General features: G+C 56.3%; 13 protein-coding genes. 6 read left to right on the top strand and 7 right to left on the bottom strand.

Annotation, left to right across the window (positions count from 1 at the left end):
- Positions 1 to 103 precede the first annotated feature (103 nt).
- Complete coding sequence (locus BJ917_RS22170) at positions 104 to 283, top strand: PA3496 family putative envelope integrity protein (RefSeq protein ID WP_007898493.1); 180 nt, start codon at positions 104 to 106, stop codon at positions 281 to 283.
- An 89-nt stretch (positions 284 to 372) separates the two neighbouring features.
- Here the strand turns inward: BJ917_RS22170 and BJ917_RS22165 are convergent, their stop codons facing one another.
- Positions 373 to 999 (bottom strand): response regulator transcription factor, encoded by a 627-nt coding sequence (locus BJ917_RS22165; RefSeq protein WP_121104541.1) that lies wholly within the window; start codon positions 997 to 999, stop codon positions 373 to 375.
- A gap of 545 nt (positions 1,000 to 1,544) precedes the next feature.
- On the opposite strand from BJ917_RS22165, the gene BJ917_RS22160 reads away from it, so the two are divergent.
- The gene (locus BJ917_RS22160) at positions 1,545 to 2,189 is read left to right on the top strand and encodes a hypothetical protein (protein ID WP_121104539.1); all 645 of its coding nucleotides are present in this window, start codon (positions 1,545 to 1,547) and stop codon (positions 2,187 to 2,189) included.
- Positions 2,190 to 2,337: 148 nt separating this feature from the next.
- On the opposite strand, the gene BJ917_RS22155 is transcribed toward BJ917_RS22160, so the two are convergent.
- Together BJ917_RS22155 and BJ917_RS22150 are read right to left on the bottom strand one after the other, a co-directional pair.
- Positions 2,338 to 3,555, bottom strand: coding sequence for an argininosuccinate synthase (locus tag BJ917_RS22155; RefSeq protein WP_007938916.1), 1,218 nt, complete (start codon positions 3,553 to 3,555; stop codon positions 2,338 to 2,340).
- A gap of 129 nt (positions 3,556 to 3,684) precedes the next feature.
- Positions 3,685 to 4,590 (bottom strand): OmpA family protein, encoded by a 906-nt coding sequence (locus BJ917_RS22150; RefSeq protein WP_096509243.1) that lies wholly within the window; start codon positions 4,588 to 4,590, stop codon positions 3,685 to 3,687.
- 159 nt (positions 4,591 to 4,749) lie between these two features.
- Between BJ917_RS22150 and pyrC the strand changes: the two genes are divergently transcribed.
- The gene (gene pyrC, locus BJ917_RS22145) at positions 4,750 to 5,796 is read left to right on the top strand and encodes a dihydroorotase (RefSeq protein ID WP_096509242.1); all 1,047 of its coding nucleotides are present in this window, start codon (positions 4,750 to 4,752) and stop codon (positions 5,794 to 5,796) included.
- Positions 5,793 to 6,470 carry a ribonuclease T gene (gene rnt / locus BJ917_RS22140; protein WP_096509241.1) on the top strand — a complete coding sequence of 226 codons (678 nt, stop codon included), beginning with the start codon at positions 5,793 to 5,795 and terminating at the stop codon, positions 6,468 to 6,470. Before pyrC ends, rnt begins: the two co-directional genes overlap by 4 nt.
- 187 nt (positions 6,471 to 6,657) lie before the next feature.
- Here the strand turns inward: rnt and BJ917_RS22135 are convergent, their stop codons facing one another.
- On the bottom strand, positions 6,658 to 7,260 hold the full coding sequence (locus BJ917_RS22135; RefSeq protein WP_007971324.1) for a peroxiredoxin: 603 nt from the start codon (positions 7,258 to 7,260) through the stop codon (positions 6,658 to 6,660).
- A gap of 305 nt (positions 7,261 to 7,565) precedes the next feature.
- Here BJ917_RS22135 and BJ917_RS22130 point away from each other — a divergent pair, with 305 nt between their 5' ends.
- Positions 7,566 to 7,784: a bacterioferritin-associated ferredoxin gene (locus tag BJ917_RS22130; RefSeq protein WP_096509240.1), complete on the top strand. Its 219-nt coding sequence runs from the start codon at positions 7,566 to 7,568 to the stop codon at positions 7,782 to 7,784.
- 200 nt (positions 7,785 to 7,984) lie between these two features.
- Entirely contained in the window at positions 7,985 to 8,461 is a 477-nt protein-coding gene (bfr, locus tag BJ917_RS22125) for a bacterioferritin (protein ID WP_096509239.1), read from the top strand.
- Between the two features lie 196 nt (positions 8,462 to 8,657).
- Here bfr and grxD read toward each other — a convergent pair whose 3' ends face one another.
- From grxD to BJ917_RS22110, 3 genes are all read right to left on the bottom strand, one after another.
- Positions 8,658 to 8,999 carry a Grx4 family monothiol glutaredoxin gene (gene grxD / locus BJ917_RS22120; RefSeq protein ID WP_007938922.1) on the bottom strand — a complete coding sequence of 114 codons (342 nt, stop codon included), beginning with the start codon at positions 8,997 to 8,999 and terminating at the stop codon, positions 8,658 to 8,660.
- A 97-nt stretch (positions 9,000 to 9,096) separates the two neighbouring features.
- Complete coding sequence (locus BJ917_RS22115; RefSeq protein ID WP_121104537.1) at positions 9,097 to 11,205, bottom strand: molybdopterin oxidoreductase family protein; 2,109 nt, start codon at positions 11,203 to 11,205, stop codon at positions 9,097 to 9,099.
- Between the two features lie 134 nt (positions 11,206 to 11,339).
- Positions 11,340 to 11,630, bottom strand: coding sequence for a hypothetical protein (locus tag BJ917_RS22110; protein ID WP_121104535.1), 291 nt, complete (start codon positions 11,628 to 11,630; stop codon positions 11,340 to 11,342).
- Positions 11,631 to 11,765: the final 135 nt, after the last annotated feature.

Genomic DNA, 11,765 nt, shown 5'->3' with positions numbered 1-11,765 from the left:
ACTATAGGATTTATTGATTCATCGATTGAAAAAATCTTTTTTACCCATCGGGAGATTGTCGATATAAGGAGCCCCAAAGGCCTTCTTAGCCTGGAGTAATTAAATGAGCACTGGCAAAGAGCAATTGGACGTAGAAGACGACTTCACCCCCGTTGAAGCTGATGATGCCGAACCTGTGGTTGAGGTAGCAAAAACCAACCTGAGCAAGCGCCGTACCATCGACAATCTTCTGGAGGAGCGCCGACTGCAAAAGCAATTGGCCGATTACGATTTTGATTTATGACACCTGAAAGCCTCCCGAAACGGAGGCTTTTTATTTTGTGCGAGCCGCGATGAATGCCCGTTCATCGCGCATCGTCACCCCGGATACAATCACACCAACCCATTGCGTTGAGCCAGCTCGATCAAATCGACCAGCGAGCGCGCATTGAGTTTCAGCAACAGGCGCGTCTTGTAAGTACTCACGGTTTTGTTGCTGAGAAACATCCCATCGGCAATCTCCTTGTTGGTCTTGCCTCTGGCCAGCTGTTGCAAGACCATCATTTCCCGTCCTGACAGTCGATCCACCATATCGGATTCACTGGCGTTCCCCAGACTGGCACGCACGGTATGCAAGGCTTGATTGGGAAAGTAGCTGTAACCGGACAACACTGCCTTTATTGCACTGAGCAATTCAGTGAGATCCTGTTGCTTGCAGACATACCCGGCGGCACCCGACTGCATGCAACGCATGGAAAAGTGCCCGGGAGCCTGAGAAGTCAATATCAGCACTTTCATGGGCAAGGCTGTCGAGGCAAGTCGAGCAATAACTTCCAGCCCATCAAGCTTCGGGATCCCGATATCCAGAATGACGATGTCCGGCATGTATTCGCGAGCAAGTTGCAATGCATCCACGCCATTATCTGTTTCAGCTACAACTTCGTAGCCATGACGTTCCATTAGCATACGTACCGCAAGACGAATGACGGGGTGATCATCCACGATCAGCACTTTATTCATGGGCAAGTCCAATTTTCGCTGTTCGAATTTTTAGAGCCCGCACAATAGCCTAGTCGTTTCACCCATGGCATGCCGCCCCCCCCAACGACCCGCACCGAGAGACATTCCCTACAAAAATCGCGGATTAGTCCTACAAAACATCCCCGAATACAGCCCATTAAAAATGGCACCCATGTGAACGCATTACGATGTGAAACATTTTTTTCGCCAACTTAAACTGCCAAATAAAATTTAATACTTATAAGAAACACCTCACTTCAGAGCATTCTCCGTTAAACGCAAGCGGCACCTTCCAATAAAAAATTCACGCCAGAAATATCACACACCGAGCATCCACTTGCTCTTACAGCAAAAAATTCCACATGCACAATCATTAACAGCATCAAACTAAAAAACGGCTCCACGAACACCGCAATCGAAAAAAACCAATAACCACAGCCTACATACAAACATCGAAATACAGGTATGGCGTAACATAACTTTCAACAAACGACACCAGCATCTCAACCCCAACGAGCAAAGATAAAATACGATGAGTAATACACATGATCAAACTAAAAAAAAGAATCACCAATCCCATGACAATAATCGCGATATTCGCAACACTGTCTGAGACATCAGCCGCCATTTCTCTGCCATTCCTGGACAACGATGAAAGAGAAATCTATGTCTGGTTCCTGATCAGCTTCCCTTTTTATTTGCTGTTCCTTTTCTTCGCCACACTCAACTTCAATTACCGATCGCTTTACTCGCCTTCGGACTTTGAAAAGGACGAGCACTTCCTGAAAGCCATGGACGATGATGATTCGCACCCAGCCGCCTCTCCCTCCGGGGCTCAGGCTCCTCCAGACGAGGTTGGCTTACGGCCTTCCCTTTCGGTTAAGCATCAGATTCGCTTACCCGAATTACTGAGGGATCTGTGCATCATCGATACACGCTGTATGAAAAACAAAATGGAACTCGGCACTCTGCTGGGGAAGATACAAAAACCACAGGAAAAACGGGCACACGTCTTTTTGTTTCTTACCGGGACAGAATCGGAAAAGCTACTGAAAGACAGCGTACTCAAATATTTCAAACAGACAAAGAAACGTGGCAGCGCCCATTCCTGGGTTGCTTACAATTTGAGTTCACAAGGGGTGACGGTCATGGATCAGCGTTGCCAACTGACACATGGCAATCAGCAGTGAGGAAGGTTTTATCAGTGAGAAACAGAAGGAAGGAAACAAACAGCTTAAATGTAAATCGCTATATCACAATCCCGGACCTGAAATGCCCTTTTCAAATGTGTGGCCCCGTCGAAGACGAGGCCACACATCCGTTACAGGTTCAAAGCGATCAGAACAGCTTGCGACCTTTGTTCGCGGCAATGCGCATGCGCAAGGCATTGAGCTTGATGAAGCCCGCCGCATCGGCCTGGTTGTAGGCGCCGCCATCTTCCTCGAAAGTCGCGATGTTGGCGTCGAACAACGACTCGTCGGACTTGCGGCCCGTGACAATCACATTGCCCTTGTACAGCTTCAGACGCACGACACCGTTCACGTGAGCCTGCGACGCATCGATCATCTGTTGCAGCATCAGACGCTCAGGACTCCACCAGTAGCCGGTGTAGATCAGGCTGGCGTACTTCGGCATCAGCTCGTCCTTGAGGTGAGCCACTTCGCGGTCCAGGGTGATCGATTCGATCGCACGGTGGGCGCGCAGCATGATGGTGCCGCCAGGTGTTTCGTAGCAGCCACGGGACTTCATGCCCACGTAACGGTTCTCGACGATGTCCAGACGACCGATACCGTGTTCGCCACCGATACGGTTCAGGGTCGCCAGCACGGTGGCCGGGGTCATTTCGACGCCGTCCAGTGCCACGATGTCGCCGTTGCGGTAGGTCAGTTCCAGGTACTGCGGCTTGTCGGGAGCGTTCTCCGGGGAGACGGTCCAACGCCACATGTCTTCTTCGTGCTCGGTCCAGGTGTCTTCCAGCACGCCGCCTTCATAGGAAATATGCAGCAGGTTGGCATCCATCGAGTACGGGGATTTTTTCTTGCCGTGACGCTCGATCGGGATCGCGTGCTTTTCAGCGTAATCCATCAGCTTCTCACGGGACAGCAGGTCCCATTCGCGCCACGGAGCGATCACTTTCACACCGGGTTTCAAGGCGTAGGCGCCCAGTTCGAAACGAACCTGGTCGTTGCCCTTGCCGGTGGCGCCATGGGAAATGGCGTCAGCGCCGGTTTCGTTGGCGATTTCGATCAGGCGTTTGGCGATCAACGGACGAGCGATGGAAGTACCCAGCAGGTACTCGCCTTCATAAACGGTGTTGGCGCGAAACATCGGGAAAACGAAATCGCGCACGAATTCTTCGCGCAAGTCGTCGATGTAGATCTCTTTCACGCCCATGGCCTGAGCCTTGGCGCGTGCCGGTTCGACCTCTTCGCCCTGACCCAGGTCAGCGGTGAAGGTCACCACTTCACAGTTATAAGTATCCTGCAGCCACTTGAGGATCACCGAAGTGTCCAGGCCGCCGGAATACGCCAGAACAACCTTGTTTACGTCCGCCATGCCATCACTCCACGGGGTTCTACGGAAAGCCGTGAAGTCTACCGCTCATGCAGGATAATTTACAGTGGCGCGACAGCTTATGACGACGAAGCGACAGATTCTGTCGAGGGCGCGACGATGACCAACACGTCATGTCGTTGCCGAGGTACCCGGCTTCGTGGCTTGGGGAGCCACTTGCTCCGGTGGCGCACCTCGTTCCAGACGCACCGCAACCCGGCGGTTCTTCGAACGGTTGGCGTTGTTGGTATTGGGCGCCAGCGGGTAACGCTCGCCATGGAAGCGCATCGTGATCTGCGACTCCTGGATGCCGTTGGCCTTGAAGAACTCCATGACCGCCAGGGCCCTGCGGCGTGACAGATCGCGGTTGGTCAGGCGATTGCCGCTGTTGTCGGAATGTCCGTCGAGCTCGATGTGATTGACCGTCGGATCGGCCTTCATGTACTCAAGCATCACCTGCAGCCTGGCTTTCGCGGCAGCATCCAGTTCGATACCCCCGCCGGGGAAGCCGACTTCCGACTGTTTCACCTGATCGAAATTCTGCGGCAACAGCTTGGCTACGCACCCCTGATAGTCGGCAAACGCCTTGTTAAACCTGACCGGTAACAGGCGCACTTCCGATACCCGGCCATCGCCCGAGGAATGGCGGACCACCGGACTGCGCCCATCCATCAAGCCGCTGATCAAACGACCGGCCTGGGCCTGTGAGCTGTTGAACAACACGTTGCCGCTGCCGATTCTCACCGTGCCCAGATTGATATCGCCCCGTCCCGGCTGCCAAGGCGCGGCGGCGGCCAGCAAGGTGGCCGAACCTCCGCCCATCATGGCGTTGTAGGCATTCAGACGAAACGTCGCCTGTTCGCCTGCACGACGCACGAACTGCCCTGAGCCGAAGTCGGTGATCGGCTGGGTCAGGCGGCACTCGAACTTGTCGCCTTCGACCGTCCACTCAATGCTCTCCAGACGGGTCTGGAAAGTGAGCGCCATTGCAGGAAGGCTGGCAAACACACTGAGCAAGGCTAAATAACGCTGGCGCACGGGAGGCTCCACTGGCTTCTACAACAAAAAGACCGACACACAGATGTTTACGGCATACCTGTTGGATATCGGAAGCTTGCCGCAAAACTTGATAGCGAGTGCCTGCAAGAGTCTTTTCCGGTAGCATTCCCCTCAGTTTGACCCGCCTGGAATCCCCTCATGTCCGACCGCCTGACCCTGCTGCGTCCCGACGACTGGCATATACATCTTCGCGATGGTGCTGTGTTGACCAATACCGTCGCGGATGTTGCGCGCACCTTTGGTCGCGCCATCATCATGCCCAACCTGGTACCTCCGGTCCGCAATGCGGCTGAGGCCGACGGCTATCGCCAGCGGATCCTCGCTGCCCGCCCGGCCGGCAGCCAGTTCGAACCGCTGATGGTCCTGTACCTGACCGACCGCACCCAGCCTGAAGAAATTCGCGAGGCCAAGGCCAGCGGTTTCATTCACGCCGCCAAGCTGTACCCGGCCGGCGCGACCACCAACTCGGATTCTGGCGTCACCAGCATCGACAAGATCTTCCCTGCCCTGGAAGCCATGGCCGAAGTCGGAATGCCCTTGTTGATCCACGGTGAAGTCACCCGCGGCGATGTCGACGTGTTCGACCGCGAAAAAATCTTCATCGATGAGCACATGCGTCGCGTGGTCGAGCGCTTCCCGACCCTCAAAGTGGTGTTCGAACACATCACCACCGCTGACGCCGTGCAGTTCGTCAATTCGGCCTCGGCCAACGTTGGCGCAACCATCACCGCGCATCACCTGCTGTACAACCGCAACCACATGCTGGTGGGCGGGATTCGGCCGCACTTCTATTGCCTGCCGATTCTCAAGCGCAACACGCACCAGGAGGCCCTGCTCGATGCCGCTACAAGCGGCAGTGAAAAGTTCTTTCTCGGCACGGACTCGGCGCCCCACGCCCAGCACGCCAAGGAAGCCGCTTGCGGCTGTGCCGGCTGCTACACCGCTTTTGCTGCGATCGAGATGTATGCCGAAGCCTTTGAACAGCGCAATGCGCTGGACAAGCTCGAAGCCTTCGCCAGCCTTAACGGGCCTCGGTTCTATGGCCTGCCGGCCAACACCGATCGCATCACCCTGGTCCGCGAAGAGTGGACCGCCCCAAGCAGCCTGCCGTTTGGCGAGCTGACCGTTATCCCGCTGCGCGCCGGTGAAAAACTGCGCTGGCGCCTGCTGGAGGAACACGCGTGAGTGAAGACCATTTCGACGACGAACAGGAAGGTCAAGGCGGCGGAGGCGGTTCCCGTCATCCAATGGCCGCCCGATTCCGTGGTTACCTGCCCGTTGTCGTCGACGTAGAAACCGGTGGCTTCAACTCGGCCACCGACGCCTTGCTGGAAATCGCCGCGACCACTATCGCCATGGATGAAAAGGGATTTGTTTACCCTGATCACACCTACTTCTTCCGGGTCGAGCCTTTCGAAGGCGCCAACGTCGAAGCGGCAGCCCTGGAGTTCACCGGGATCAAGCTCGATCACCCGCTGCGCATGGCCGTGAGTGAAGAGTCGGCCCTGAACGATATCTTCCGTGGCGTACGCAAGGCGCTCAAGGCCAATGGTTGCAAACGTGCGATTCTGGTCGGTCACAACAGCAGTTTCGACCTGGGCTTCCTGAACGCCGCCGTTGCGCGCCTGGACATGAAGCGCAATCCGTTCCACCCGTTCTCCAGCTTCGACACGGCCACCCTCGCCGGCCTGGCCTATGGCCAAACGGTGCTGGCCAAAGCCTGTCAGGCTGCCGATATCGATTTCGATGGTCGCGAGGCCCACTCGGCTCGTTACGACACCGAGAAGACCGCCGAGCTGTTCTGCGGCATCGTCAATCGCTGGAAACAGATGGGCGGCTGGGAAGACTTCGACGACTGAATGTTCTTTGTAGGAGCGAGCTCGCTCGCGATGGTCGTGAACGATAACGCGGGCAACCTGGTTTCCCGTGGTGTTATTGAATCCATCGCGAGCGAGCTCGCTCCTACAGAGGTTCAGAGTTCCAGGTTTATACCGCGCATAAAAAAACCGGCCTCGAGGGCCGGTTTTTTTGTACCTGGAGCGTGCCTTACAGCGCGGCAGCGTGCTCGGTCAGGTAAGCCGCAACGCCTTCTGGCGAAGCGTTCATGCCCTTGTCGCCTTTTTTCCAGTTGGCAGGGCAGACTTCGCCGTGCTCTTCGTGGAATTGCAGAGCGTCGACCAGGCGCAGCAACTCTTCCATGTTACGGCCCAGTGGCAGGTCGTTGATGATCTGCGAGCGAACAACGCCTTTGTCGTCGATCAGGAATGCGCCACGGAAAGCAACGCCGTCAGCGGACTGAACGTCGTAGGCCTTCATGATTTCCTGCTTGATGTCGGCAGCCATGGTGTAACGGACTTCGCCGATACCGCCATTGTTGACCGGGGTGTTACGCCAGGCGTTGTGGGTGAAGTGCGAGTCGATCGAAACAGCGACCACTTCAACGTTACGGGCCTTGAATTCCGACATGCGGTTGTCCAGAGCGATCAGCTCGGATGGGCAAACGAAGGTGAAGTCCAGTGGGTAGAAGAACACCAGGCCGTATTTGCCTTTGATAGCCGAGGACAGGGTGAAGCTGTCAACGATCTCGCCATTGCCGAGTACGGCCGGTACGGTGAAGTCAGGGGCTTGTTTGCCTACGAGTACGCTCATTGGATATCTCCTGGTGTAGAAACGTGAAAAACCGGGTTTGCGCCAGCCTGCCACCCTCAGGCGACAGCCCTGTGACACGAACCCGTTTCGCAAAGACCGGCCATCATACACTGCGTTTTTGGCCTGTCCTTAACGGTTTTTCCCGCAGAGGTAAAAATCCCCGAGCGGATTTCGTTTCTTGCCCTCACTGAAGAGTACCGTTCGTCAGCCCTCGGAAAAAGCCGCTTCAAAGCACTTTGACAATCATTCTCGTTAACATTAAGATCCATCGCATTCGAGACATAAACAAGCGACGGTCTTCACTTATGTATGTTTGCCTCTGCACTGGCGTCACCGACGGCCAAATCCGCGATGCGATCTATGAAGGATGCTGCAGCTACAAGGAAGTCCGCCAGGCCACCGGCGTTGCCAGTCAATGTGGTAAATGTGCCTGCCTCGCCAAGGAAGTGGTCCGCGAGACCCTGACCTCACTGCAGACAGCCCAGGCTGCGATTCCCTTTCCTGCAGAATTTACAGCGGCATAAAAAGATACTTATTCAAAGAACCGGACTGATGTCCGGTTTTTTTATGCCTGAAAATCAACTGCTTAGACTCTAGACGCGGAACACAAACATTCTTATTCCGATTAATTTTCATATATTATTCAATAACTTAAGTTTGACACCCTTAGTTGCGCGGCTCAAACTCTGCCTAATAGACGGCTAACAAAGGGCAGGACCCCATCATGAAAGGCGACGTTAAAGTCATCCAGCATCTCAACAAGATCCTTGCCAATGAGCTGGTCGCAATCAATCAATACTTCCTGCATGCACGCATGTATGAAGATTGGGGCCTGAACAAGCTCGGCAAGCACGAATACCACGAATCCATCGACGAGATGAAGCACGCGGACAAGCTGATCAAGCGAATCCTGTTCCTGGAAGGCCTACCGAACGTCCAGGACCTGGGCAAGCTGCACATCGGCGAGCACACCAAGGAAATGATTGAGTGCGACCTGCGTATCGAGAAAGCCGGCCACAAAGACCTTAAAGAGGCTATCGCCTTTTGCGAAACGGCTGGCGACTTCGGTAGCCGTGAACTGCTTGAAGATATCCTCGAGTCCGAGGAAGAACATATCGACTGGCTTGAAACCCAACTTGGCCTGATCGACAAGATCGGCATCGAGAACTACCTGCAATCGCAGATGGGCGAAGACGAATAACTTCTACGCCATTAATTTCGATGCAATAAAAAGCCCCGCTCTCTTTTGAAGAGGCGGGGCTTTTTGATTGCCCGGATTTCCGCATTGGCCGAAATCCCTGTGGGAGCGAGCCTGCTCGCGAAGACGTCGTGTCAGTCAACATCTATAGTGGCTGGCAGACTGCATTCGCGAGCAGGCTCGCTCCTACATAAGCAGATCAGGCTTCGGTTTTTGCAGCTGCAGCTTTTGCGGCAGCGTCTTTGATCAGCGCCTGCAACGAACCATCAGCCGACATCTCGGTCATGATGTCGCTACCGCCGACCAACTCACCAGCGACCCACAGTTGCGGGAAGGTTGGCCAGTTGGCGTATTTTGGCAGGTTGGCGCGGATTTCCGGGTTCTGCAGGATATCCACGTACGCAAACTTTTCACCACAAGCCATCACAGCCTGCGCAGCTTTCGCGGAGAAGCCGCACTGCGGGGCATTCGGCGAGCCTTTCATGTAAAGCAGAATGGTGTTGTTGGCAATCTGCTCTTTAATCGTTTCGATGATATCCATGGAGCACCTCGGCTGAACTTTCCGACTCATGGGTCGGCACGGTGGCGCATTGTAACGGAAAGCCGAGGGCCATGCTCGGTCTCTCCGTCAGATACGATCAAGCCGCCGCCACGGTTACCGGAACGCCATTCAACGCCGCATTCCCCGACAGTTCATCGAGCTGACATTCGTCTGTCAGGTCATTGGCACTGGATCCCGGCTGACCACTGGCAATGGTCATTTGCACACCCGGCCTCGCATGCCCCCAACCGTGCGGAAGGCTGACCACGCCTTTCATCATATTCAGGCTGCCCAACACTTCAACTTCGATCACCCCGACCCGCGAGCTCACCCGTACTCGCTGCCCATCGCTCAGCCCGCGACTGGCCAGGTCATCCGGGTGCATCAACAACTGATGACGCGGTTTACCTTTCACCAGACGGTGGTAGTTGTGCATCCACGAATTGTTGCTACGCACATGCCGGCGGCCGATCATCAACAACTCATCGGCAGCCGGTGCCCGCAATGCCGCGAACCGCGCCAGGTCGGCAAGGATGGCGGCGGGGGCAGCCTGGACATGCTGATTGGCGGTTTTCAGACGCCGCGCCAGGTTGGGCTTGAGCGGCCCGAGATCGACACCATGGGGATGGTCGAACAGCGTCGCCACCGACAGCTTGTGCTCCGAGGCATCGCCATACAGCCCCATGCGCAGGCCTCGGTCGATCATCTGTGCCGGGGCAATAGTCGGCTTCAGCTCCTTACCGGTCTTCGCGGCAAATGCCTTGGCCAACCCGACGAAAATTTCCCAGTCGTGCAGCGCGCCTTGGGGCTTGGCCAGAATTGCCCGGTTGAAACGACTGACGTTGCGCACCGCGAACATATTGAATGTCGTGTCGTAATGATCGTTTTCCAGCGCCGAGGTGGACGGCAGGATCAGGTCGGCGTATCGCGTGGTTTCGTTGATGTACAAATCGACACTGACCATGAATTCCAACCCGTCCAGTGCCTGTTCCAGCTGACGGCCGTTCGGCGTGGACAGCACCGGGTTGCCCGCCACGGTAATCAGTGCGCGTACCTGCCCTTCCCCTTCGGTCAGCATCTCTTCGGCCAGCGCCGACACCGGCAATTCGCCAGCGTATTCGGGGCGCCCGGACACCCGGCTCTGCCACAAATTGAAATGCCCACCCGACGTGGAGGCCACCAGATCCACCGCCGGCTCGGTGCACAATGCACCGCCCACGCGGTCAAGGTTACCGGTGACCAGGTTGATCAACTGCACCAGCCAATGGCACAGCGTACCGAATGCCTGGGTCGAGACGCCCATCCGGCCATAACACACCGCGCTCGGTGCAGCGGCGAAGTCCCGCGCCAATTGGCGGATCTGTTCGGCCGGCACCGCACACAACGGACTCATGGCCTCGGCAGTGAAATCCGCAACCGCCTCGCGCACCAGGTCCAGCCCCTCCACCGGCAAATGACCGTCGCGGGTCAATCCTTCAGCAAACAACGTGTTGAGCAGGCCAAACAACAATGCCGCATCGCCACCCGGGCGAACAAACAAATGCTGGTCGGCGATGGCCGCCGTTTCGCTGCGACGCGGGTCGACCACCACGACCTTGCCGCCCCGGCCCTGAATCGCTTTCAAGCGCTTTTCCACATCCGGCACGGTCATGATGCTGCCGTTGGACGCGAGCGGATTGCCGCCCAGGATCAACATGAAGTCGGTGTGATCGATGTCCGGGATCGGCAGCAACAAACCATGGCCGTACATCAAATGACTGGTCAGGTGATGGGGCAATTGATCGACCGACGTCGCGGAAAAACGGTTACGGGTTTTCAACAGACCGAGAAAATAATTGCTATGGGTCATCAGCCCATAGTTGTGCACGCTGGGATTGCCTTGATAGACCGCCACCGCGTTTTGCCCGTGACGCTGCTGAATCTCCGCCAGACGTTCGGCAACCAGGTTGAAGGCGTCTTCCCACTCGATGGGCTGCCATTCGTTGCCCACGCGCCGCATGGGTTGATGCAGGCGATCCGGATCATTCTGGATGTCTTGCAGGGCAACAGCCTTGGGGCAGATGTGCCCGCGACTGAAGGTATCCAGGGGATCACCCTTGATCGAAGTAATCTGCACATTGCCGGCTTCGACCTCGGTGGTTTCGATGGTCAGGCCGCAGATGGCTTCACACAGGTGGCAGGCACGGTGGTGGAGAGTCTTGGTCATGGCCAGTCTCTGTCTTGTTCTGGGCGGGCGATTTAGGCCGCGGGAACAAAACTATGGCGCCTGCCCCGATAGTGCGCCAGCGACGTTCGTCCTGTGAATTGGTGACCATCAGGCCAACCGATGGCTCCTCATGATCAGTTCGACGGCAGCCTGGGTGGCGCCTGCAGCTGGATCTCCTGGATGGTTTCGATCTGCTCGTGGGCGACATGGACGCCGGTCAGTTCGCCGATCAGCCGCCAGTGCTCGTCGAGCCCGGTGCTGATGGTGGCCATGCGATCGATCATGCGGCGACCGGCGTCCCGGGTCACCGGGTCGTTGCTGCGCAGCAGTTCAAACGACATCGACGTCATGGAGGCGGTCAGGTGTGTCAGGGAGCGAGCCGTGAGGCCGAGCAATTCCATTAGCTGCTGTTCTTTCGATTCCATTGTCGAAGCTTCCTGCGTCGCGGGTGATTTATTTATAACCCAGCACTTTGCATTAGCAAATGTTTCAGATGGAGCAGACCGCCTGCGAAGACCGCGAACGCCAGGTCAGGAACCGACCGTCAACGCGCCGCCACC

The sequence above is a fragment of the Pseudomonas sp. WPR_5_2 genome, from assembly GCF_003634475.1.
Classification (GTDB): Bacteria; Pseudomonadota; Gammaproteobacteria; order Pseudomonadales; family Pseudomonadaceae; genus Aquipseudomonas; species Aquipseudomonas izuensis.
Note: the sequence above shows the minus strand (reverse complement) of the source record. Positions and strands in the feature narration are given on the sequence as shown.